Raw genomic sequence first — 23,448 nt, forward strand, 5'->3', positions numbered from 1 at the left:
GGTCAGGCGGCCGCAGAAAGATCGGGCAGTTCGGGCGTGGGCTGCAGCAGCAGGCCAAACTGGCGGGCCAGGTTGTCCAGCAGCACCGGCTTGACGGCGTCCATCCCGGACGGACCGCCCAAGTCTACCACCGAGGTCACCTGCAGCCCCTGGTAGCCACAGGGATTGATGCGGTGGAAGGGTTCCAGGTCCATCGACACGTTGAAGGCCAGGCCGTGGAACGTGCAGCCGCGGCGCACGCGGATGCCGAGCGCGGCGATCTTGGCCGCCCCCACGTACACGCCGGGCGCGCCATCACGGCGCTCGGCGCCGATGTTCCAGTCGGCCAGGGTGTCGATGATGGCCTGTTCAATGCGGCACACGTAGTCGCGCACGCCAATGCCCAGCCGCGGCAGGCGCAGCAGCGGGTAGACCACGATCTGGCCGGGGCCGTGGTAGGTCACCTGGCCGCCACGGTCCACGTGCAGCACCGGAATATCGCCCGGGGCCAGCACGTGTTCGTCCTTGCCGGCCTGGCCCAGGGTGAACACCGGATCGTGTTCGACCACCCACAGTTCGTCGGCGTCGTCGTCCGTACGCTGGTCGGTGAAGCGCTGCATGGCGCGCCAGACCGGTTCATAGGCCTGGCGGCCCAGGTCACGGACCACCGCCGGGCGCGCCGGGCGGTTTTCGGGGGCGGCGTCGGCCGGGCAGCTGGCGGCTACACCGTCCACTTCACTTCCGGGTGGCCACGCAGCGCCTCATGGGCCACGTCGTACTGTTCACGGTTCTCGGCCTGGAACACCAGGCGGACCGAAACATACTTGCCGTTGGTCGAATGCTTCCAGCTGATGCGCTCGTTCACCACGGTGATGCCCGCAGCCTGCAACAGGCGCGGAAGCTCGTGCTCGAGGCCGCGGTTGGCGGCGCCCATGGCACTGAGCTCGAACTGACCGGGGAACTGGAAGCCGTGGTCGGGGTTGTCGGACTTGATTTCCATGGGCCCATTATCGGGCCGGAAGGCAACAAACCCAAGAGTATTCATCAAAGTCGAGAGCGGCACCGGCGAGCCGCTGCGTTGCGGGGGGCGCATTTACTGGACAGGCCCAGCCTGCCGGGCCGGCCCCGGCAGGCAACGCGTGCCGGCCCGACGCCGGCACGCCGGCGGCCTATTTGGCCGTTTCCATCAGGGTGGAATTGACCCACCCCTTGTTGCCCATTTCGTCTTCCACTTCCCACATGGTGCCTTCCTTCACACCGGTGGGGTACAGCAGCATGCCCGGCTCCAGCGCGCGTACCGGCGCGCCGCTGCCCTTGGCGTTGGCCAGCAGGCGGCCAGGCTTCAGCATGGTGACGGCCTGGCCCGCATTGGCGGCGGAGGCATTGGCCGGCAGGCCGCCCAGCTCGGTCACCATGTTGGTGTAGGCCTGCAGGTACGCCAGGGTGATCACCTGGCCGATTTCGGTGTTGGCATAGCCGCCCACGCCCATCGCGCCAATACCGCCCCCGCCGAACAAACCGCCACCGGCGCCCCAGCCCAGATCAGTCTTCCTGGAGTTGCCTTCAACAACCGCGACCTGCTCGGAGGAGCGCACGTCGGTCAGGGTCAAGGTCACATCTGCGGTCTTCCTGCGGAAATTCAGGCCACTGACCACCGAACCGGCCTTGCCGCCGATCAGGCCGCCCACCAGGCCCCCGATGGCAGAGCCGCCGGCGTTGCTGTTCTGCGAGATCAGGTCCGGCACCAGAACGTAGTCGGCGGCACGGATCTGGCCCTTGCCGATGTTGGAGCGACGGCGCAGCTGGCCGTCGCTGGCCAGCGCGCGCTCGGCCTGGGCCGCCGCCATGCCGACGCCACGATCGACCAGCGTGAAGCACCTGGACTTGTTGACGAATACCTTGATCAGCTTCGAAGGTGCCTGCAGCTGCTGGCCGGTCCACCAGTTCACCGTATCTTCCGATTCGATCACCGAGATGGAACCCAGCGGCTTGGCGCAGACCGGAATCTCGGCCTGGCCCTTCCTGCTCTGCTGCTGGGCGGAGGTACGGCTGCTGGCGAAGCTGTCGCGCAGGCCGGCCGACGCCGGGGCACTGACCGCCAGCAGAACACCGCCCAGCAGCGCGCAAGCCATCGCAGGAGGGAGCGAATTCAATTTCTTCATGTTCGTCATCCAGCACTTCGCCGACGGCGAAGCACATTCCATGGGTTGAGAAAGGGTCGTGGACCCGCATCCGTTGCGACGCCCCCCTCAGGCGTCGGCGAAGGAGATATGGCATGCCCCCACGCCACGCCACAACCGCAGCAGATAAGCCGTGCAGATGACGACGCGCGCGCCCTCCCCCTCCCGCGCGGTCGCCGTCCCGGCCGCGCCCCCGCCCCATATGACTGTGTCAGTGGGACAACGTTGTTTTCGGAACAGACATGTGAGCGTCATGTGGTCGTTTCCGACGCTGCCTGGTTGTACCGTGTCGCGGCATAAAACGACAAAAGAACCCGCACCCGATGAGCTCCCCTTCCCAACACCGTCTCGCAGCCCTGGGGCTGTCGGGCCTGCTTGCTGCCACCTTCCCCCTTTCCGCGCAGGCCGCCGAACAGTGCGGCCCGGATGCCATGCGCGACCACCCGCCACAGGTGAACTTCCGCGTCGACAACGATCTGTTCGGCGGCAAGGACCAGGACCAGGGCTACACCAATGGCGCCCAGCTCACCCTGGTGTCACCCAACCTGGTGGACTACACCGACGACCCCTGCCTGCCGAAGCTGGCACGCTGGGTGAACCGCCACCTGGAGCGCCTGCACCCGGGTGAGTTCGAGCAGCAGAACATGATCTTCAGCCTGGCCCAGGGCATCTTCACCCCCACCGATTTCACCCGGAAGGACCTGATTGAAGACGATCGGCCCTATGCCGGCGTGCTGATCGCCAGCTTCGGCTACAACGCCCGCCGCGGCGACCGCCTGCAGACCACCCAGCTGGCACTGGGCGTGGTGGGCCCATGGGCGCAGGGCAAGCAGGTACAGAACGCGGTGCACGACGTGCTGGGCGACGAAAAATTCCAGGGCTGGGACAACCAGCTGCACAACGAACCGGTGTTCATGCTGACCCATGAACGCATGCGCCGCTGGCCGCGCGATGCCACTGAAAACGCGGGCGGCTGGGGCTGGGATGCGATCACCCACTACGGCGGTGCGCTCGGTAACCTGGCCACCCACGCCAATGCCGGTGCCGAAGTGCGGTTCGGCTGGAAGCTGCCCGATGATTTCGGCAGCACCCCGCTGCGCCCGGCCGGCGAGAACACGGCCCCGACCCGCGGCGGCCGCCCGGCGGGCTGGTCGTGGCACCTGTTCGCCACCACCGATGCCTCGTGGGTAATCCGCGATATCACCCTGGACGGCAACACCTTCCGCAACAGCCACAGCGTGGACAAGCGCAACTTCGTGGCGCTGGGCGGCTACGGCCTGGCGGTGATGAAGGGGCGCTGGAAATTCGCCCTGGCCCGTTACCACAGCACCCGCGAATTCGACGGCCAGCGCGAAGCGCCGGTGTTCGGCAGCTTCACCATCAGCCGCTCGCTGTAAGCAAGCGGCTGATGGTGAAGCGGGTAGGTGCCGACCGTTGGTCGGCACACCGGTTTGAATCGCTCGCTGTAACCGGGGCGTCATTCCGCCGGGCATGGCCCGGCGCTACCGACGACGGCGTAGCGCCGGGCCATGCCCGGCGGAAATCCACGAAAAAGGCCGGCTTTCGCCGGCCTTTTCATTCACCACACCGCGGCGTGGATCATTCCGATTCCCACCACATCCAGAAACTGTCCCACAGGCGCTTGAAGAAGCCGGCCTGTTCGACAGCCGCCACGGCCACCAGCGGGGCTTCCGCCACCACCTTGCCGTCCAGGGTGACCTTCACGGTACCGATCTGCTGGCCAGCGGTGAACGGGGCTTCCAGGGTCTTGGGCACGTCGATGCTCGGCTTCAGGTCGTTGTAGCGGCCGCGCGGCACGCTCACCAGCATCGGCTGGGCCACGCCCAGCTGCACCTTGTCGGTGGTGCCCTTCCACACCTTGTGCTCGGCCACGGCCTTGCCCGGCTCGTACAGGCGGTGGGTTTCGAAGAAGCGGAAGCCCCAGTTCAGCAGGGCCAGGCTGTCATCGGCACGCTGCTTTTCCGACGCCCCCCCCAGCACCACCGCGATCAGGCGCTGGTCGCCACGCTGCGCCGAGCTCATCAGGCAGTAGCCGGCCTCGGAGGTGTGGCCGGTCTTGATGCCGTCCACGCTGCCATCGCGCCACAGCAGCAGGTTGCGGTTGGGCTGCTTGATGTTGCCGACCTGGAATTCCTTGATCTTGTTGTAAGCGTAGGTTTCCGGGTAATCGCGCACCATCGCCCGGCCCAGCAGGGCCAGGTCGTAGGCGGTGCTGTGGTGGCCTTCGGCGGTCAGGCCGTGGGCGTTCACGAAGTGCGAGTTCTTCATGCCGATCTTGGCGGCATAGCTGTTCATCAGCGAAGCAAAGGCTTCCTCGCTGCCGGCCACGTGCTCGGCCAGGGCGATGGCGGCGTCGTTGCCCGACTGGATCGCCATGCCCTTTTCCATGTCTTCCAGGCGCGCGGTCTGGTTCACCGGGAAGCCGCTGTAGCTGCCGTCGGTGCCCGCACCGCCTTCGCGCCAGGCGCGCTCGCTCATCATCACCTGGTCATCCGCACGGACCTTGCCGTTCTTGACCTCGGCGGCGATGACATAGGAGGTCATGACCTTGGTGATGCTGGCCGGGGCCAGCTCTTCGTGCACGTTCTCGCCGGCCAGCACCTGGCCGGTGGCGTAATCCATCAGGACCCACGCCTTGGAAACGGTCGGCACCGGGGCCGGCGGCGTGGCCACGGTGACCGGCGCGGCGGCGGCGGGTGCCGGGGCGGCCGGGGTCGGCAGGGGGGTCTGGGCGGAGGCCAGACCCACCACCAGGGTGGCGGCAAGGGCGGTGGCGGCGGAACGGAAATTCATGGGACAGCAGGCTCCAGGGACGGCCAGGATGGAGGGTGGTACGAAGCGGCCATTGTAAGGCCGACGGGGCGGTGGCCGGCAGCGCCGGCCTTGGGCGAATCAGTCTTTGACGATCTGCGGCGAGCCCAGGCCCAGACCCGCGATGCGGCCGACAAGTTCCGCGGCGCTGGCATGGTCGCTGGCGGGAACGCGCAGGCGGAACAAGGTGCGGCCACCGGCGGCAATGTCGCTGATGGTGGCGCCGACAATGCCGGCCGCGTTCAACTGGCCCATGGCGCGGGTTGCGTTGTCGCGGCTGGAGAAGCTGGCCACCTGCACCATCACTGCGCCCACTACCTGCTGGGACAGCGTGGGCGCCGGGGTCGGCGCGCTGCGAACCGGTGCGGCAGCGGCGCGCGGGGCGGCGGCGGCCACCGGCGCACGCGGTGCCGGCGCGCTGGGCGGCAGCGCGCTCACTGCCACGTCCGGCAGCGTGCTGCTGGCGGCCTGGGTGGTGGCCGGCTGGCCACGCGCGGGCGTGGCATCGCTGGGCAGGCGTTGCACCAGGCGGTCGATGTCGCTGGGCGCGGCCGCGCGCGGCGCGGCAGTCGGGCGTGCCGACGCCACCGCGCTGGCAGCCGCGGCTTCGGCCGCCCGGCGCTCGCGGCGCGACGGCTTCTGCGCCAGCAGGTTGCCTTCGCCCGGCTGCAGCGCGCGCACTTCCACATTGCCGGTGCCGCGCTGGGTGATGCCCAGGCGCACGGCGGCGGCGTAGCTAAGGTCCACCACGCGGCCATCGTGGAACGGGCCACGATCGTTGACGCGCACGATCACCGATTCGCCGTTGTCCAGGTTGGTCACGCGGGCGAAGCTGGGCAGCGGCAGCGTCTTGTGCGCGGCGGTGAACTGGTACATGTCGTAGACCTCGCGGTTGGAGGTCAGGCGGCCATGGAACTTGGCGCCGTAGTACGACGCGGTGCCGCGCTCGACATAGTCATGGGTGTCGTCCAGCACTTTGTACGACTTGCCCAGCACCACGTAGGGCGATTTGTTGCCGATGGCCGAGCGCTCGACCGCGGTCACTTCCGGCTCGGGAATGCAGGCCACGTTGGGCACGTAGCTGGGCGTGCTGTCCTTCACCCCCGGCTTGTACAGGCCACCGGCGGTGTAGTTGCCGCGCGTGCTCAGGTCTTCAGTGGCCGCGGCATAGGGCGAACCGTCCGGGCAGTGCGCCGGGCGACTGCCCTTGCCCTGCACCACCGTGCCCGGCACCTTGCCACCGTGGCCGGCGCTGGGCTTGTTCGGCGCACTGCTGCACGCCGCCAGTGCGAGTACTGCCAGTGCGGGAACCAGCCATCTGATGTTCATGCCGGGGGCAGCTCCTGTCCGGCAATGGCCTGCGACAACTGGTGCACGGCCATCGCGTACATCTTCGAAAGGTTGTAGCGGGTAATGGCGTAATAGTTCTGGAAGCCCAGCCAGTACTGCTTGCCGGTGCTGCCTTCCAGGGTGATCGGGGTGGCGGTGGCGCCCGCCGGGACCGGCGCGCTGGGCTGGTAGCCACGCTGCGCCAAGTCAGCCAGCGACCAGGTCGGCATCCACTCGGTGGGATTGAATGCCTCGCGACCCGGCGCCAGCGTGGCCGGCACCACCACCGGGCCACCGCGCACCCAGCCCCCCTTCTTCACGAAGTAGTTGGCGATGGACGAGAACACATCGTCGTAGCTGGTGAACAGATCACGGCGGCCATCGCCGTTGCCGTCCACGGCGTAATCCAGATAGCTGGACGGCATGAACTGGCCCATGCCCATCGCCCCGGCGTAGCTGCCCTTGAGCGTGGTGATGTCCAGCTTTTCTTCGCGGCCCAGTTCGAACAGCTTGGCCAGTTCATCGCGGAAGAACAGTTCGCGGCGCACTTCGCGTTCCAGCTTGGCCGGATCGCCGCTGCGCGGGTAATAGAACGCCAGGGTGTACAGCGCATCCAGTACGCGATGGTTGCCGGCGTTCCTGCCGTAGCTGGTTTCCACGCCGATGATCGCCACGATCACTTCGGCCGGCACGCCGGTGCGCTGCTGCACGCGGTCCAGTTCGGCACGGTGTTCGGCCAGGAACGCACGGCCGCCATCAATGCGCGCCTTGCTGATGAACATCGGCCGGTATTCGTTCCACGGCTTCACCCGTTCGGCCGGGCGGGCCATGGCGGCAATGATGGGCTGGCGCACCTGCGCCTGGTCCAGCACGGCGCTGATCTGCTGCGGTGCCAGGCCGTAGCGCTTGGCGGTATCGGCAATGAAATTGGCGCGTGCAGTTGCGAACGGCACCGGGGTCAGATCCACCGGCGGCGCAGTGCTGGCGGCAGCTTCCGGCGCGGCTTCGGCCGGACCCTGCGGCTTGCTGGCCGCCGGATGGCGCGGTGAACTGCTGGCCTGCGGAGACGACGGTGGGGACGGCGGCTGGGTCGCGCAGGCGACCAGGCCGAGGGTGAGCATGCAGGCCAGAGTGCGTCGAATCATCACCGCAGGTTAGCAGGTCATGGATGAATTAAAACCCCTAACACCATGAATCACAACGATTTGCCTGCAGGCAGACGCTTTTGTGAAAACGGTGTGAGTGACCTGCCGCATTCAGAAACAGAGGTGGCCGGTTGCGCCCCCATCCCCGCAGACGCAACCGGCGACCGGATCCGGTCGGTACCTGCGCGGCTGCCGCTCCCCAGTGGCAGTGCTCCGCGCTCCCTGTACCCGTTGGATCAGTACTGCTTTCCCGCCCGGCGCCCCTCGCGCTGCATCAAGGATGGCGCGCCGTGCCGAACGGGCCGCCATTGTGCAGGCCGATTGCGACAAGTCTATTGATCAAGATCAACATCGCGTCAAAGTGTGATTGCCGCCGCACTTTTATTGGAACTTCGTCAGCGAGCGGGTGTTCACGCGGGATTACGCAAACGCTTACAGAAACGGATTTGCGCAGATTCAGGCGGCGAACGCCGGGGAATGGCGGCGGTTTCGAGCGGCGCGTCGTGTCGCTATCGCCACTATGGGTGCATCGTGCGGCGCACTTCTGACGAATTCGACTTTCAGACTTTCCTCATTGGTGCGGCGGGCGCGGCGTGCGAAACATGCGGGGCCATCGACAACGGGTGACACGGGCTTGCAATCCCGTAGGACCAACGCGTTTGGCTGTTCGTAGAGTCGAGCTTGCTCGACTGCTTTTAGCGCAAAGCAGTCGAGCAAGCTCGACTCTACAAAGGCAAAAGCGCAGTCGGGCACCATCGACGGTACGCGGCAAGAGCCAAAGCGCCGTCGAGTACTGTCGTTGCTACGCGCAAAGGCAAAGCGCCGTCGAGCAGCGTCATGCATCGGGGTCAGATCCCGTTCCCCGGAGAGAGGGACCGACCCCCAGGGGTGTCAGCCGTAGCCGCCATGCACCGGGTTGTGGCTGCGCACGGCCATCACCAGGCCGAAGCCGGCCAGCAGCGATACGGCGGAGGTGCCGCCATAGCTGATCAGCGGCATGGGGACGCCCACCACCGGCAGCAGGCCGGAAATCATGCCGCCGTTCACCAGCACGTAGACGAAGAAGGCCAGGCCCGTAGCGCCGGCCAGCAGGCGCGAATAGGAATCGCGCGACTGGCTGGCGATCCACAGGCAGCGCCCGATCACCACTAGGTACAGCGCCAGCACGGTGGCCACGCCGATCCAGCCGAATTCTTCGCTCAGCACCGAGAAGGCGAAGTCGGTGGTCTGTTCGGGAATGAAGTTCAGGTGCGACTGCGAGCCCTCGCCCCAGCCCTTGCCGTCGAAGCCGCCCGAACCGATCGCGATCTTCGACTGGATGATGTTCCAGCCAGCGCCCAGGGCGTCCATTTCCGGGTCCAGGAACATCATGATGCGGTCCTTCTGGTACGGCCGCAGCAGCCAGAACCAGGCCACCGGGGCCACCGCGGCCACGCCGCCCACGCCCAGCCCCACCCACCACCACGGCAGGCCGGCCAGCAGCAGCACGAACACGCCACTGGCCGCGATCAGCACGCCGGTGCCGAAGTCGGGCTGCAACATCACCAGGCCGGTAGGCACGCCGATGATCACCAGCGCCATCAGCACGGTGTTGAAACGTGGCGGCAACGGCATCTTGTGCAGGTACCAGGCCACCATCATCGGCAGGCTGACCTTCAGCAGTTCGGCCGGCTGCAGGTAGAAGAATTTCAGGTCCAGCCACTGCCGCCCGTACTTGCCGGTGCCCAGCACGAACACGGCCAGCAGCGGAATCATCGAGATCGCATAGATCATCGGTGTGGCCGAACGGATGCGCAGGATGGGCACGCGCGAAATGGCCCAAAGCGCAGCCAGGCCGACAATGAAGCGGGCACCCTGCGCCATCACCAGGGTGTCGCCGCCGGCACTTTTCAGGGTGGCCAGGCCAATTGCCATCAACGCACCCAGGGCCAGGCACAGCACCCAGTCCAGGGTGCTGAAGAAGCGGCGCAGCATGTCGCCGGCCCAGCGCAGGAACACGCTCATCGCGAAGCCTCGGCGGCAGGGGGGCGCGGCGCGCTGGGTGCGGCCGCGGCCGGTGTGGGGGGGCCAGGCAAAGGCGCAGGCGCAGGAGCGGGCACGCCCACCAGCACCGGCAGTTCGGCCAGCAGCGCGGCGGCGGCATCGCCGGCCGGGCGCGCGTTCACGTCTTCATTGTCGAAAGCGGTGGTGCCGATGGCGGTGGTGCCACGCTCGCTGTCCAGCGGCTGCATGCCTTCGGGCATCTTGCCCAGCAGCCAGGCATCGAAGATCTTGCGCGCGATCGGCGCCGCGGCCGAACCACCGTAGCCGCCGCCTTCCACGGCAATGGCCAGCGCGATCACCGGCTGTTCGGCCGGCGCGAAGCCCACGAACAGCGCGCGGTGGCGCAGGTGCATGGGCAGGCTCTTGGGGTTCACCGCCGCGGTGCCCTTGCGGCTGATCACCTGCGCGGTGCCGGTCTTGCCGGCCATGGTGTACGGCGCGCCGGCGGCCACCCGCGCGCCGCTGCCGCCGGGCTGCATGGTGGCCATCATGCCTTCGCGCACGGCCTGCACGTTGTTCGGATTGGGGCTGACCGGCTTGCTCGGCCCGGCTTCGGTGGACACCCAGTCGTTGTCAAACCCGGCGCGCTGCTGCATGACCAGGTGCGGGGTGCGCAGTTGGCCATCGGCCAGCGCACTGACGCCGCGCGCCAGCTGCAGCGGGGTAACCTTCCAGTCGCCCTGGCCGATGCTGATGTTGACCGTATCGCCGGGGTACCAACGTTCCTTGCGGCTCTTGGCCTTGTAGGCCGGCGACGGCAGGATGCCGCCGATTTCGCCGGTCAGGTCGATGCCGGTCGGCGCGCCGAAGCCGTAGTACTCCATGTAATGGTCGAAGCGCTCGATGCCCAGGTCCAGCGCCAGCTTGTAGTAATAGGTGTTCACCGACTGCGCGATCGACTTGCGCAGGTCGGTCCAGCCATGGCCGCCACGATGCGAATCGCCCCAGCCACGGCTGGTGCCGGGCAGGTAGAACATGCCGGTGGACAGCACCTTGTCTTCCGGCCGGCGCACGCCCGAATCCAGCCCGGCCAGACCGATCAACGGCTTCAGGGTGGAACCGGGGGCCACGCCGCCCAGCACCAGGCGGTTGAACTGCGGCCGCGACGGGTTCTCGTTCAGCGCCTTGAAGTCGGCATGGGAAATGCCGTTGACGAACAGGTTCGGGTCGTAGGACGGCAGGCTGACCATCGCCAGCACTTCACCGGTGCGCGGGTCCATCGCCACGGCCGAGCCTTCCTGCTCGCCGAAGGCGGCGACCATGGCGCGCTGCAGGTCAGCATCGATGGACAGGCGCAGATCGGCACCGGACTGCGCGGCCACCCGTCCGATGGTGCGGATGGCCCGCCCCTGCACATTGGTTTCCACCTGCTCGTAGCCGACCTTGCCGCGCAGTTCGTGCTCGTAATAGCGCTCCAGGCCGGACTTGCCGATGTGGGTCAGGGCCGCATTGCCCTCGCCCAGCATTTCCAGATCCTTGTCGTCCACCCGGCCGACGTAGCCGATGATGTGCGCGAACAGGTCACCATAGGGGTAGCGGCGGGTCAGGTAGGGTTCCAGCTCCACGCCGGGGAAGCGCCAGCGGTCCACGGCGAACCGCGCCATTTCCTCGTCGGTCATGCGCAGCTTCAGGGTGACCGGCAGGAACTTGCGGCGCGCCTTGCGCGATTTGTTGAACGCTTCCAGCTCTTCCGGGCTGATGCTGATGATCTTCGCCAGCCCTTCCAGGGTGGCGTCCATGTCCTTCACCTTGTCCGGGGTCACGTCCAGGCGGAAGGCCGGCACGTTCTCGGCCAGCAGGCGGCCATTGCGGTCGTAGATCATGCCGCGCCCTGGCACCACCGGCCTTGGCTTGATGCGGTTGGCTTCCGAACGCGTGGCGTAGATGTCGTGGTCCAGCACCTGCAGCTTGAAGTACCAGCCGCCCAGGCCGAGCAGACAGACCAGCACGCCCAGGAAGCCCAGCGCCGCGCGGCGCCGGAACTGTTCGGCTTCAGCGTGCGGGTTCTTGACCTGCCGGCGCGGGATCATGGTTCAGCGCCCACGCTTGCCGAAGCGCACCGCATCCAGCAGCACGAACACCAGCGGCCACAGGCCCATGCCCAGCAGCGGTGCCCACCAGTAGGACCACGGCAGGGTCGGCTCGTCCACCACGATGTGCACCAGCGCACTGACGATGCGGTCGTTGAACAGCAGGCCGCCGATGGCCAGCATCTGCTGCGACATCGGGAAGAAGCGGATGCGGGCGCGGAAGCGCTGCAGGATGAAGGCCAGCATGACCAGGCGCAGGGCCTGTTCGCCCAGCACCCCGCCGTACAGCAGGTCGGCCACCACCCCACTGGCGAAGGCGACGCCCAGGCCCACGCGCTCGGGGGCTTCGATCACCCAGTAGGCCAGCACCAGCGCCAGCCAGTACGGGCGCAGCGGCTGCAGCAGTACCGGCAACGGCAGCAGGCCCAGCAGCAGTGCCACCACCAGGCTGGCCGGCAGCACCCACGGGTTGTCGCGCAGGCGGCTCATCGTGCGGGCTCCTGCGCGGCGGGTGTGGTGGGCGTTGCTGCAGGCGGAGCCGATGCTGGCGCCGACGTTGGCGCCACCGTAGAGCCGGCTGGGGGAGAGCCCCCTTCTTGTTGAAGGGGGCGCGCCGACGGCGCGGGGTTAAGGTGGGATGCCCCCCCGGCAGCCTGGTTTGCCGAAGGCAAACTTGGCTGTGGCGGTTCGCTGGCCGCAGGCAAGCGAATCGCCGCACCCGGGCGCAGGAGCAGCACGTCGCGACCGCGATCCAGCTGCGCTGCCGGCTTCAGTTCGCCCACTAGGAAGGCGTGGGTATCGTCCGGGCGCAGGCCGGTGATCGTGCCGACCGGGAAGCCGGCCGGGAAACGCCCGCCCAGGCCGGAGGTGACGATCTCATCGCCCACTTCCACGCCCGCGCTGAGCGGAATGTCACGCAGTTCCAGGCTATCGCCGCGGCCATAGACGATCAGCCGCACGCCGTTGCGGGCCACGGTGACCGGCACAGCATGGTCGGGGTCGGTCAGCAGCAGCACGGTGGAGGTGCCACCGGTGGTGCTGATCACCTGCCCCATCAGGCCACCGGCGTCGATCACCGCCTGGCCCACGTGCACGCCTTCGCGGCTGCCGGCATCGAGCACCAGGCGCTGCTTCACCGGGTCCAGGTCGATGTCCAGGATCGGCGCCAGCTGCACGTCCAGCCCGCTGCGCTCGGCCACGTTCAGCAGTTCGCGCAGCTGGGCGTTGTCCAGTGCGGCGGTCTGCAGGCGGGTCAGGCGCGCATTGGCCAGCAGCAGCTGGTTGCGCAGTTCGCGGTTCTCGGCCACCAGCTGGCCATGGCTGGCCGCGCTGTCCTTCACCTGGCTGCCCAGCTTGCCGGGCAGGCCGGCCAGCGACCACACCGGCTGCACCAGGCTGTTGGCCTGTTCGCGCAGGCGCGCCAGCCAACCGGCCTGGTCATCCAGCACGATCAGGGTGATGGCCAGCGCCAGGTAGGCCAGCAGCCGCAGCGGGCTGGCGGCATCACCGGAACGGGAAGCGACGGGGGGTCCGGCGTAGGGCGGCACGTCAACGATTCAACTGGCAGAAGGCGGAAGGGAAACATGCGGGCGCCCCGCCGGTGCGGGCCGACCCATGCGGGCAGGCCGCACCCCGGAGGGGCGCTGCGGGCGGGAGCAGCCGGGACGGTTTATTCCGGCGCAAAGAACTCGTTGCCGTGCATGTCCACCAGCTCCAGCGCACGACCGCCACCGCGGGCCACGCAGGTCAGCGGATCGTCTGCCACCTGCACGTGCAGGCCGGTTTCCTCGGAAATCAGGCGGTCCAGGTCGCGCAGCAGGGCGCCGCCACCGGTCAGCACGATGCCGCGCTCGGCCACGTCGGCGCACAGTTCCGGCGGGGTCTGTTCCAGCGCCAGCTTGACCGCGCTGACGATGCCCGACAGCGGCTCGTGCAGGGCTTCCAGCACCTCGTTGGAGCTGATCTTGATCATCTTCGGCACGCCCTCGGCCAGGTTGCGACCGGAGATTTCCATCTCGATCACTTCCGCCTGCGGGTAGGCGCAGCCCAGCTCCACCTTGATGCGTTCGGCGGTGGCTTCACCGATCAGCATGCCGTGGTTGCGGCGCACGTAGTTGGTGATCGACTCGTCGAAGCGGTCGCCGCCAATGCGCACCGAGGCCGAATAGACGATGCCGTTCAGCGAGATCACCGCCACTTCGGTGGTGCCGCCGCCGATGTCGATGACCATCGAACCGCGGGCTTCGGTGACCGGCATGCCGGCGCCGATCGCAGCGGCCATCGGCTCTTCGATCAGGAACACATCGCGGGCACCGGCTTCCTCGGCCGATTCCTTGATGGCGCGGCGCTCGACCTGGGTCGAACCGGCCGGCACACAGACCAGCACGCGCGGGCTGGGGCGCAGCACGCGGGACTTGTGCACCTTCTTGATGAAGTGCTTGAGCATCGCCTCGGTGTAGGTGAAGTCGGCGATGACGCCGTCCTTCATCGGGCGGATGGTGGTGATGTGGCCCGGGGTACGGCCCAGCATCTGCTTGGCTTCGGCGCCTACGGCTGCCACCGAGCGGGTGCCACCAATGGCACGGTCCTGGCGCACGGCCACGACCGACGGCTCGTTCAGCACGATCCCCTGCCCGCGCACGTAGATGAGGGTGTTGGCCGTGCCCAGGTCGATGGACAGGTCGTTGGAGAACATGCCACGGAGTTTCTTGAACATCTGAGGAAGGAGTCCTGAGGGGTGTCGTGCCCGCCGCGGGATGGCGAAAAAATGGGCAGAAATCGAGGCCGACAAGCCTAGCAACCCGCCTGCCGCCGAGCAAGGAAAAAACTAGCTGAACCCGCGTCTTCACAGGCTTTCGGCCTGATCGGGCATCACCCGGTTCTGGCCCTGAGCGGCACCAGCGGGTAACCTTTGCGCCGTCGGGCGCCCATGGGCGCCGTTTGCTTGCCCGCCGAAGCGGGCCGGCCCACCCCAAAATTCACCGCATAGGCTTACATCGATGTCCGCTCTGATCTGTGGTTCTCTTGCCTTCGACACCATCATGGTGTTCCCGGACCAGTTCAAGAATCACATCCTGCCGGACAAGGTGCACATCCTGAACGTGTCCTTCCTGGTGCCGCGCATGCGCCGCGAGTTCGGCGGCTGCGCCGGCAACATCGCCTACAACCTGCACCTGCTGGGTGGCGAGCCGATCCCGATGGGCACCGTGGGTTCGGATTTCGGCCCCTACCGCGAATACTTCGAAGGCCTGGGCATCGACCTGTCGCGCGTGCGCGTGATCGATGAGCTGTTCACCCCGCAGGCGTTCATCACCACCGACCACGACAACAACCAGATCACCGCCTTCCACCCGGGCGCGATGATGCGTTCGTACGAAAACCACGTGCGCGGCGTGCCGGGCGTGACCCTGGGCCTGGTCGGCCCGGACGGCCGCGAAGGCATGATCCAGAACGCGCAGGAATTCCACGAAGACGGCATTCCGTTCATCTTCGACCCGGGCCAGGCCATGCCGCTGTTCAACGGCCCGGAGCTGCGCGCCTTCATCGAGCAGGCCGACTACGTGGTGGTGAACGACTACGAGTCGAACCTGCTGCAGGAACGCACCGGCTGGGACGAGAAGGAGATCGTGAGCCGGGTGAAGGCCTACATCACCACCCGCGGCCCGAAGGGCGCGGTGATCCACACCCCGGAAAAGAGCTACGACATTCCGCCGGCGCACGAGCGCCGCGTGGTCGACCCGACCGGCTGTGGCGACGCCTTCCGCGCCGGCCTGATCTACGGCATCCAGAAGGGCTACGACTGGCTGACCATCGGCCGCATGGGCAACCTGATGGGCGCGCTGAAGGTCGAGCACCCGGGCACCCAGAACCAGCGCTTCACCTTCGATGAGTTCAACGAACAGTTCAAACAGCAGTTCGGTTACGCGCTGAACGCGTAACCGAAGGGCCAATGCGCTGGGTAGGTGTCGACCTTGGTCGACACGCCGGGCATGGCCCGGCACGGCGGAATGATCAGCCCTGCCACGCCGCGTGCAACGCGCGGCAATCGGCGAAATGCCAATCCGCGCGGCCCGGCCACGGGTTGTCGGGCAGGTTGACCAGCACGGTGCGTGCACCGGCGGCGCGGCCGCAGTCCAGGTCGTAGGCGTGGTCGCCCACCATCACCGCCGCGTCGGCACCGATGCCCCAGCGCCGCAGATGCTGCTGCACACCATCGGGCGAGGGCTTTGGCACCGCTTCATCGCGGCCGATGATGGCGCCATCGTCGAACAGATCCCCTACCCCGATCGCATCCAGCGTCAGCTTGGCCAGCGCATGGTCGTTGCGGGTCAGGATGCCGAGCTGGCAGCCGGCCGCGGCCAGCGCACGCAGCAGCACCACCGCCCCCGGCGCCGGCAGCGCGTCTGCGGCCAGCGCCCGCTCATGGTCGAGCAGCCAGGCATGCTTCTGCGCCGCCTCCGCCGCCGGCAGGCCGGCCAGGTGCGCCAGGATGTCCGCACTGGGCGGGATGCCCAGCGCGCGCTTGATGCCGTCGAAATCATGCATGGCCACGGTCAGCGTGCCATCCATGTCGAACACCCAGTGGCGCACGGCCGACAGGGCCGGTGCGATCACGCCGGTGGCCGTCACTTCCACCACTGCGGCATGCGGCTGGTGTCCACGCCGCCGGTCTCGAACACGGCGGTGCGGGTGCCGCCGGCCTTCACCGGAAACTCGATGCTGATCGACTGGCCCTTCTGCGCCAGCTTCCACAGCGCCTTCTGGTCGGTGATGAACATCGCGATGGCCTCGTCGGTCTTCGGCCGCCACGCGGCCATCGACACCGGCTTGCCGTCGTCCACGGTCACCTTCACCGTGCACTGCGGGCAGCGGAAATCGCCGGCCTGCAGCACCAGGTAGGCGTGCCGCTTCCATTCAGGGTGGTCGCGGAACACCAGCTGCACCGGCTTGGCGCCGCTGCCATCCACGTCCACGCGTTCCTTGCTGTAGATCGAGGCCGAACGCTGCACGCCCTTGCTGCCGACCGGAATCTCGTTGTACTGCCACAGCGCCTGCATGCGGCGCAGGTTGCGCGCGGCATCGGCCTTGGCCTTCACTTCATCGAAGCCGGCGGCAATGCGCTCGGCGGCGGCAGTGTCCTTGTACTGGTCAAGCAACGAGCCGCCATGCATGCGCGCGCGCTCCCAGTCCTGCGCCGCCACGGCGGTGTCGTACTGCTTGGCCACGTCCTCGGCCTTGGCTTCCTTCTGCGCCTGGGCGGCGGCAGCGGCGGCTTCCTGCGCCTTGCGCTCTTCCTCGGGGTTGCTGCAGGCGGCCAGGGTGCAGGCGGCGATCAGGAACAGACGTTTCATGTGGAGGTCCTTCGTGTGTGCGCAGATATGTAGCGTCGGGCCATGCTCGACTGGCTCTTCAAGAGCAGTCGAGCAAGCTCGACTCTACCGAAGCGTAGAGCAACAGCAGTCGAGCATGGCTCGACTCTACAAAAAAGCGCCGGGGGGTGCCCGGCGCTTCTGCTTACTTGGCTTCGGCCTTGGCCAGCATGTCCTGCACCGAGGCGGTGGTGATCGGGTGGTAACCCGGCTTGGCCTTCTCGAAGGCCTGCTTGGCGAACGCCAGGCCCTCCGGCGTCTTCACCAGTTCGGCGTAGATCGGCATGATCAGCTTGCGACGGCCCACGCGCTCGATGAACGCACCGGCCGCTTCGTTGGCCTGGGTGTAACCGCTGCGGATGGTCAGCGGGTACCAGCGCATGGCGATTTCGCCGTTCGGGGTGCCGGTGAACTGGTAGGCCTTGTCCAGCGCGGCCAGCTTGTCCAGCGGCAGGGTGGTGCCCAGGCCGTCGATGAAGCGCACCCATTCCTGGGTACCCCATTCGGCGGTGATCTGGCTGCCCGGCAGGCTGCCGGCGCCGGAGAAGGCGATGCGTGCGGCATCAACGCTGCTGAAGTTGCGCGACTGCGCCTTGGCCGCGAACGCCGGGATGCCCGGCTCGTCCAGCCATGCCTTCAGTTCGGCTTCGCTCACCGCCGTCGGGTTCTTCGGCAGCAGGTGCTTCTTCAGGTACTCGACGAACTGGTCGGTGTTGGCGCTCTGGAAGGCGTGGTCATCGAACCAGCCACGCAGGAACGGATCGAAGGTTTCGCGGCCGAAGCGCTGTTCCAGGAACTCCAGGAACCAGGAACCCTTCACGTAGGCCACCTGGCTCAGGGCTTCGTCGGGGTCACGCTCGTTCAGCGGCGGCAGTGCCAGGGCCTGGTCGGCCGGGCTCATGTCCTTCACTTCGGCCAGCAGATCGGTCTGGTCGATCTGCTTTTCCATTTCGGCCATTTCCTTGCCGTACAGGGCTTCGGTGATGCGCCCCTGCACGTAGGTGGTGAAGCCTTCATTCAACCAGATGTCCTTCCAGCTGGCGTTGGTTACCAGGTTGCCCGACCAGCTGTGCGCCAGTTCGTGGGCTACCAGCGAAACCAGCGACTTGTCGCCAACGATCACGGTGGGGGTGGCGAAGGTCAGGCGCGGGTTTTCCATCCCGCCGAACGGGAACGACGGCGGCAGCACCAGCATGTCATAGCGGCCCCAGCGGTATTCGCCGTACAGCTTTTCGGCGGCACCGATCATCTTCTCGGTGTCTTCGAATTCCTTGGCGGCCTTGTTCACCATGGTCGGCTCGGCCCAGACGCCGGAGCGGCCGGAAATCGGCTCGAATACCAGGTCACCGGCGGCGATGGCCAGCAGGTAGGACGGAATCGGCTGCGGCATCTTGAAGGTGTAGTCACCGTCGCGCGCGGCCTTCGGGTCGTTGTCGGCGCTCATCAGCACCATCACGTCCGGGCGCGAAACCACGTGCGCGCTGTAGGTGAAGCGCACGCTGGGGGTGTCCTGCAGGGGCACCCAGGAACGGGCGTGGATGGCCTGCGACTGGCTGAACATGAAGGGCAGCTTCTTGCCCTCGGTCATCGACGGCTCCAGCCACTGCAGGCCCGAGGCGGTCGGGGCGGTGTGGTAGCTCACTTCCACCTTGGCCGGCTGGGCCGGGGCTTCGATGGTCAGCTTGCTGCCGAACACCTTGTCGACCGGGGCCAGTTCGAACTTCAGCGGGCTGCGCGCGCCGTCGGCGGCGATGGCCTCGACCTTGGAAACGCTCAGCTCGCGGGTGTCCAGCACCAGCTGCTGGGCGTCCTTCTGCTTCCATTCCAGGGTGTAGGTGGCGGTGCCGCCGATCTGCTTCTGGTCGAAGTCCAGCTTCAGATCCAGCGCGATGTCCTTGATGACGACCTTGTCCGGCTCGGCGTAGGAGCTTTCGTCGTGGCTGCGGTTTTCGGCGTTCACGGGAGCGGCGGGGGCCTTTTCGGCAGTCGGAGCGGCGGCGGGCGCGGCCGCCTCCTGGGAGCAGCCAGCGGCCAGAGCCACGGCCAGCGGAAGGAGCATCAGCGGATTACGCATGAATCGGGACCGTTACGGGGATCAAACCCCAATGGTACCTCTCCCCCGGCCCGGACGCGTTGCGCGATGCGGGGTAAGGCCGGCCGGGAGCCGGCCCTGCGCCATGGGGCGCCCGGTGCGGGCGTGTGCCAACCAAGGTTGGCACCTACCAGAGCGGATGGCCGCTGCGGGGCGTGTGCCAACCAAGGTTGGCACCTACCAGAGCAGGAACTACAGCTTGTAGCCGGAATGGATCGAAACGATGCCGCCGGTCAGGTTCTTGTAGTGGCAGCGCTCGAAACCGGCCTGCCCCATCATCGCCTTCAGCTCTTCCTGCGGCGGATGCTTGCGGATGCTCTCGGCCAGGTACTGGTAGCTGTCCGAATCGTTAGCGAACAGCTTGCCCAGCTTCGGCAGGATCCGGAACGAGTGGAAGTCGTAGATCGGCTTGAACCAGTCGGCGGTGACTTCGGAGAACTCCAGCACGCGGGCCTGGCCGCCCACCTTCAGCACGCGGTACATCTCGCGCAGGCCGGCGTCCTTGTCGGTCACGTTGCGCAGACCGAAGGCGATGGTGACCAGATCGAAGCTGTTGTCCGGGAACGGCAGGGCTTCGGCGTTGCACTGCACGTAGTCCAGGCCCAGCACCAGGCCGCGGTTGGTCAGGCGGTCGCGGCCAACCGACAGCATGCCGGCATTGATGTCGCCCAGCACCACCGAGCCCTCGGCGCCCACGCGCTCCTTCAGCAGGGCGGCGATGTCGCCGGTGCCACCGGCCAGGTCGAGCACGCGGTCGCCCGGCTTCACCTGCGCGGTGGCGACGTAGTAGCGCTTCCAGGCCCGGTGCACGCCCAGGCTCATCAGGTCGTTCATCAGGTCGTAGTTGCGCGCGACCGAAGTGAACACCTGCCCGACCAGCTTCTGCTTGTCCTTGGCGTCGACGTCGCGGAACCCGAAGTGGGTGGTACCGGATTTGTAGGGGGATTCGCTCATGACCCCGATTATCGCACCGCTGGGGCCGCTGCGGGGCACTGGCGCCGTATCATGGCCGGCCATGACCCACCGGAGCCCCGCATGATCACCACGCCCGACTACCAGGCCCTGCTGCAGACCGCCATCGCCGAAGCCCGCCAGGGCCTGGCCGAAGGCGGCGTGCCGATCGGTGCGGCGCTGTACCACAACGACGGCCGCCTGCTGGGCTGCGGCCACAACCGCCGCGTGCAGGAAGGTGACCCGTCGGTGCACGGCGAAACCGATGCCTTCCGCAAAGCCGGCCGCCAGCGCCGTTACCAGGACACCATCATGGTGACCACCCTGGCCCCGTGCTGGTACTGCTCCGGGCTGGTGCGCCAGTTCAACATCGGCACCGTGGTGGTGGGCGAGTCGCGCACCTTCCAGGGCGGCATCGACTGGCTGCGCGAGAACGGCGTGAACGTGATCGACCTGGACAGCCAGGAATGCGTGGACCTGCTGGGCGGTTTCATTGCGCAGCATCCGGAGATCTGGAACGAAGACATCGGCGAATAAGCCGCCGCGCCGTGAAGGCGCCACTCGCTTTATGAATTCTTCAGCGCCGGCACGGCCTTGTGCCGGTTGCGTCTGCGGCGATGCGTGCGCACTGATGCACAGTCAGCCACGTCAGTTGCACACACGCCACTAACATCGCGTGCACGCAAGGGGCCTACGGTGGAACGCTCCGGGGCCTGTTGCTCCGGTGGAGCCAGCCGATGAGCGCGCACGCCGCACCTTCCCTGCCCGACCACCCGGCCCTTGCCGGCATCCGCGAACGCCTGCACCAGCAGTTCGCGCTGCATCGCCGTGGCGCATCCTTCTGGGCTGCCTACCAGGGCCTGCAGCTGGAAGTGATGCGGGACCATCCGCGCGACCAGGTGCAACTGTGCAATGCCATGGCCGACATGGCCGAAGCACTGGGTGCGGTGGAGCACGCGCAGCTGTTGGACGCGCACACCGGATGCACGCCGCACTGACACTGCTTGCACCGGCAACCCACGACACTCGGCATCAGCCCCCACTCCCTTTCACCTTCTGCCCATTGGATCGTCATGCACGCTGAAGTCCCCACCATTCCCCCGGTCATCAATGTCGACGCCGAGCTGGACCATTGGCGCCGCCAGCATGCCGATGGCGCGCTTGCCCACAACTCGTTCGGTTCGTACGTGCCGTGGGTCAAGTTCGCCTGCGATTCGCTGATCACCCAGCCGCGTGCCAGCGATGCGCAGCGCGATGAGATGTTCCAGACGCAGTACGCCCTGCAGATCATGCCGCGCCTGACCGAGGCGCAGGCCCGCGAGTTCGTCGAACGCTGCTGGCAGCACGTCTACCAGAGCAGCCCGGTGCGCAGCCAGCAGGCGCCGCGCCTGCGCGCCTGAGGCGCGCCGCTGCACGGCCCGTGCACGGGCCAGTGCCGATCATCCGCGTCATTCCCCTGGAACGACCCCGATGAGCGCACGCAACCTGTTCAACACCCTGGCCAAGAAGGCCTCCGCCGCGGCCGGTTCGCCGTGGACCTTCCTGGCAGCGATCAGCATCGTGGTGCTGTGGGGCATCAGCGGCCCGGTGTTCGGTTTCAACGACACCTGGCAGCTGGTCATCAATACCGGCACCACCATCATCACCTTCCTGATGGTGTTCCTGATCCAGCACACGCAGAACTCGGATACCGCGGCGATGCAGATCAAGCTGGACGAGCTGATCCGCGCCACCGCCGATGCCAACAACGAGTTGCTGGATCTGGAAGAGATGGACGAGGAACGGCTGGAAGAGATCCGCGCCGAGTACGAGCGCATGGCCCGCGAGGCGGGCGACGCGCTGGCGCGGGTGCGCGCATGCCGCGCTCCCCCGCGCGATGATGAAGCGGTGTAACGCACGCGCCTGGAACCCCGCTTCGGTAGATGCCAACCTTGGTTGGCATGCTTTTCAACGCACGTGCCTGCGTTGTGCCAACCAAGGTTGGCACCTACCAGAGCCAAGGCAACCCCGCGCGGCCAACGTTGTGCCAACCAAGGTTGGCACCTGCCAGAGCCAAGGCAACCTCGCGCGGCCTGCGCTGGGCCGTGCCGGGGGCGCGGCTCAGCTGCGCTCGCGCCAGCCGCCGCCCAGCACCTTGTACAGGGTGATGCGGTTGGCCTGCTGGGCCAGCTGCGCCTGCAGCTGGGTCTGCTGTGCGCTGTAGGCGGTGCGGCGCGCATCGAGCAGGGTCACGAAGCTGTCCAGGCCGGCGTCATAGCGTGCCTGCGACAGGCGATTGGCCAGCTCGGCCGCTTCCACCAGGCGCTGCTGCGAGGCGACCTGCTCATCCAGGCTGACGTTCAGCGCAAGCGCATCGGCGGTTTCGCGGAAGCCGGTCTGGATCGACTTCTCATACTCGGCCAGGGCGATATCGCGTTCGGCATTGGCCACGGCCAGGTTGGCGCGCAGCTTGCCGCCCTGGAAGATCGGCAGGGTGATGGTCGGCAGGAAGCTCCACACCCGGGTGCCACTGTCGAACAGGCCGGACAGTTCACCGGAACTGCTGCCCACGCTGCCGGTCAGCTTGATGCTGGGGAAGAACGCGGCGCGCGCAGCACCGATGTTGGCATTGGCGGCCAGCAGCTGGTGTTCGGCAGCCATGATGTCCGGGCGCTGCAGCAGCACGTCGCTGGGCAGCCCCGCCGGCGGCGGCGCCAAGGCCAGCAGCTGCGGTGCGATGCTGTCCGGCAGCAGCGCCGGATCAACCTGGCCGCCGGCCAGCAGCGCCAGTGCATTGCGGTCCTGCGCCAGCTGCCCGCGCAGGCGCGCGGCGTCGGTGCGTGCGGTTTCCACCAGCGTGCGGGTCTGGCTCAGCTCCAGGCCTGAACTGCCACCGCGCTCGTGGCGCGCTTCGGCCAGCCGCAGCGAATCCTCGTAGGTCTTCAGCGTGGCTTCGGCAATCTTCAGCTGCTGCTGGTCGGCACCGTAGGTCAGCCATGCGGTGGCCGTCTCGGCAACCAGGCTGAGCTGCGCGTTGCGGCGGTTGGCCGCCACGGCGAAATACTGCTGCAACGCCGCTTCGCTCAGGTTGCGCACGCGACCGAACAGGTCCAGCTCGAACTCGGCCACGCCCAGGTTGGCAGTGAACTGTTCGCTGACCGGCACGTCACCACCGCTGCGCTGCATCTGCCCTTGCGCGGCCAGCGCAGGCACGCGGTCGGCGCGCTGCACGCGGTACTGGCCGCGTGCCTTTTCCACGTTCAGTACGGCCACGCGCAGGTCGCGGTTGTTGGACAGCGCCTGGTCGATCACCTCCTGCAGACGCGCATCGGTGAAGAAGTCGCGCCAGCCGACGGCGGCCGCATCGGCCACTTCGCCTTCGGTGGCTTCCGCCGGCCATTGCGCGGGAATGCCCGGAGCGACGGCGGTGTTCTTCGGCACCAGGGTGGAACAGCCGCCCAGCGCAAGGGCCACGGCGGCAGAAAGAACAAGGGTATGGAATTTCATGGCGACACCTTG

At 67.3% G+C, this 23,448-nt stretch carries 22 protein-coding genes; 6 read left to right on the forward strand and 16 right to left on the reverse strand.

Features of this window, described 5'->3' with window-relative positions:
* Positions 1-2: 2 nt before the first annotated feature.
* From lipB to RTY46_RS11000, 3 genes are all read right to left on the reverse strand, one after another.
* Positions 3-713, reverse strand: coding sequence for a lipoyl(octanoyl) transferase LipB (gene lipB / locus RTY46_RS10990; protein ID WP_312708380.1), 711 nt, complete (start codon positions 711-713; stop codon positions 3-5).
* Entirely contained in the window at positions 701-979 is a 279-nt protein-coding gene (locus RTY46_RS10995) for a DUF493 family protein (RefSeq protein ID WP_108750506.1), read from the reverse strand. The genes lipB and RTY46_RS10995 overlap by 13 nt, the downstream gene beginning before the upstream one ends.
* Before the next feature lie 169 nt (positions 980-1,148).
* On the reverse strand, positions 1,149-2,141 hold the full coding sequence (locus RTY46_RS11000) for a CsgG/HfaB family protein (RefSeq protein ID WP_312708381.1): 993 nt from the start codon (positions 2,139-2,141) through the stop codon (positions 1,149-1,151).
* Positions 2,142-2,482: 341 nt separating this feature from the next.
* On the opposite strand from RTY46_RS11000, the gene RTY46_RS11005 reads away from it, so the two are divergent.
* Positions 2,483-3,556: a lipid A deacylase LpxR family protein gene (locus RTY46_RS11005; RefSeq protein WP_312708382.1), complete on the forward strand. Its 1,074-nt coding sequence runs from the start codon at positions 2,483-2,485 to the stop codon at positions 3,554-3,556.
* Positions 3,557-3,758: 202 nt separating this feature from the next.
* Here RTY46_RS11005 and RTY46_RS11010 read toward each other — a convergent pair whose 3' ends face one another.
* The 8 genes from RTY46_RS11010 to RTY46_RS11045 form a co-directional block, all read right to left on the reverse strand.
* Complete coding sequence (locus RTY46_RS11010) at positions 3,759-4,973, reverse strand: D-alanyl-D-alanine carboxypeptidase family protein (RefSeq protein ID WP_312708383.1); 1,215 nt, start codon at positions 4,971-4,973, stop codon at positions 3,759-3,761.
* 99 nt (positions 4,974-5,072) lie between these two features.
* Positions 5,073-6,320, reverse strand: a complete 1,248-nt coding sequence (locus RTY46_RS11015) for a septal ring lytic transglycosylase RlpA family protein (RefSeq protein ID WP_312708385.1) — start codon at positions 6,318-6,320, stop codon at positions 5,073-5,075.
* Positions 6,317-7,465, reverse strand: a complete 1,149-nt coding sequence (mltB, locus tag RTY46_RS11020; protein ID WP_312708387.1) for a lytic murein transglycosylase B — start codon at positions 7,463-7,465, stop codon at positions 6,317-6,319. The genes RTY46_RS11015 and mltB overlap by 4 nt, the downstream gene beginning before the upstream one ends.
* A gap of 891 nt (positions 7,466-8,356) precedes the next feature.
* Positions 8,357-9,469, reverse strand: a complete 1,113-nt coding sequence (gene rodA / locus RTY46_RS11025) for a rod shape-determining protein RodA (protein WP_312708388.1) — start codon at positions 9,467-9,469, stop codon at positions 8,357-8,359.
* Positions 9,466-11,538, reverse strand: a complete 2,073-nt coding sequence (gene mrdA / locus RTY46_RS11030; RefSeq protein WP_312708390.1) for a penicillin-binding protein 2 — start codon at positions 11,536-11,538, stop codon at positions 9,466-9,468. Before mrdA ends, rodA begins: the two co-directional genes overlap by 4 nt.
* A gap of 3 nt (positions 11,539-11,541) precedes the next feature.
* Positions 11,542-12,027, reverse strand: a complete 486-nt coding sequence (gene mreD, locus RTY46_RS11035; RefSeq protein WP_312708391.1) for a rod shape-determining protein MreD — start codon at positions 12,025-12,027, stop codon at positions 11,542-11,544.
* Positions 12,024-13,085: a rod shape-determining protein MreC gene (gene mreC, locus RTY46_RS11040; RefSeq protein ID WP_312708392.1), complete on the reverse strand. Its 1,062-nt coding sequence runs from the start codon at positions 13,083-13,085 to the stop codon at positions 12,024-12,026. The genes mreD and mreC overlap by 4 nt, the downstream gene beginning before the upstream one ends.
* Before the next feature lie 122 nt (positions 13,086-13,207).
* Positions 13,208-14,254 carry a rod shape-determining protein gene (locus tag RTY46_RS11045; protein WP_005419402.1) on the reverse strand — a complete coding sequence of 349 codons (1,047 nt, stop codon included), beginning with the start codon at positions 14,252-14,254 and terminating at the stop codon, positions 13,208-13,210.
* Positions 14,255-14,537: 283 nt separating this feature from the next.
* Here RTY46_RS11045 and RTY46_RS11050 point away from each other — a divergent pair, with 283 nt between their 5' ends.
* Positions 14,538-15,476 (forward strand): carbohydrate kinase family protein, encoded by a 939-nt coding sequence (locus RTY46_RS11050; protein WP_108750497.1) that lies wholly within the window; start codon positions 14,538-14,540, stop codon positions 15,474-15,476.
* A 73-nt stretch (positions 15,477-15,549) separates the two neighbouring features.
* Here RTY46_RS11050 and RTY46_RS11055 read toward each other — a convergent pair whose 3' ends face one another.
* The 4 genes from RTY46_RS11055 to ubiE form a co-directional block, all read right to left on the reverse strand.
* Positions 15,550-16,167, reverse strand: coding sequence for an HAD family hydrolase (locus tag RTY46_RS11055; RefSeq protein WP_312708429.1), 618 nt, complete (start codon positions 16,165-16,167; stop codon positions 15,550-15,552).
* Positions 16,164-16,889, reverse strand: coding sequence for a hypothetical protein (locus tag RTY46_RS11060; protein ID WP_312708394.1), 726 nt, complete (start codon positions 16,887-16,889; stop codon positions 16,164-16,166). Before RTY46_RS11060 ends, RTY46_RS11055 begins: the two co-directional genes overlap by 4 nt.
* Before the next feature lie 163 nt (positions 16,890-17,052).
* Positions 17,053-18,981 (reverse strand): M1 family metallopeptidase, encoded by a 1,929-nt coding sequence (locus RTY46_RS11065; RefSeq protein ID WP_312708396.1) that lies wholly within the window; start codon positions 18,979-18,981, stop codon positions 17,053-17,055.
* Positions 18,982-19,191: 210 nt separating this feature from the next.
* Complete coding sequence (gene ubiE, locus RTY46_RS11070; RefSeq protein WP_108750494.1) at positions 19,192-19,953, reverse strand: bifunctional demethylmenaquinone methyltransferase/2-methoxy-6-polyprenyl-1,4-benzoquinol methylase UbiE; 762 nt, start codon at positions 19,951-19,953, stop codon at positions 19,192-19,194.
* 81 nt (positions 19,954-20,034) lie between these two features.
* Between ubiE and RTY46_RS11075 the strand changes: the two genes are divergently transcribed.
* From RTY46_RS11075 to RTY46_RS11090, 4 genes are all read left to right on the forward strand, one after another.
* Positions 20,035-20,487 (forward strand): nucleoside deaminase, encoded by a 453-nt coding sequence (locus RTY46_RS11075; RefSeq protein ID WP_005411083.1) that lies wholly within the window; start codon positions 20,035-20,037, stop codon positions 20,485-20,487.
* Between the two features lie 200 nt (positions 20,488-20,687).
* Positions 20,688-20,948, forward strand: a complete 261-nt coding sequence (locus RTY46_RS11080) for a hypothetical protein (protein WP_312708397.1) — start codon at positions 20,688-20,690, stop codon at positions 20,946-20,948.
* Positions 20,949-21,023: 75 nt separating this feature from the next.
* Positions 21,024-21,350: a hypothetical protein gene (locus RTY46_RS11085; RefSeq protein ID WP_108750491.1), complete on the forward strand. Its 327-nt coding sequence runs from the start codon at positions 21,024-21,026 to the stop codon at positions 21,348-21,350.
* 70 nt (positions 21,351-21,420) lie between these two features.
* Complete coding sequence (locus RTY46_RS11090) at positions 21,421-21,843, forward strand: low affinity iron permease family protein (RefSeq protein ID WP_312708398.1); 423 nt, start codon at positions 21,421-21,423, stop codon at positions 21,841-21,843.
* 207 nt (positions 21,844-22,050) lie between these two features.
* Here RTY46_RS11090 and smeF read toward each other — a convergent pair whose 3' ends face one another.
* Positions 22,051-23,436, reverse strand: coding sequence for a multidrug efflux RND transporter outer membrane subunit SmeF (gene smeF / locus RTY46_RS11095; RefSeq protein ID WP_312708400.1), 1,386 nt, complete (start codon positions 23,434-23,436; stop codon positions 22,051-22,053).
* Positions 23,437-23,448 lie beyond the last annotated feature (12 nt).

The sequence above is a fragment of the Stenotrophomonas sp. genome (assembly GCF_032056425.1).
GTDB lineage: Bacteria > Pseudomonadota > Gammaproteobacteria > Xanthomonadales > Xanthomonadaceae > Stenotrophomonas.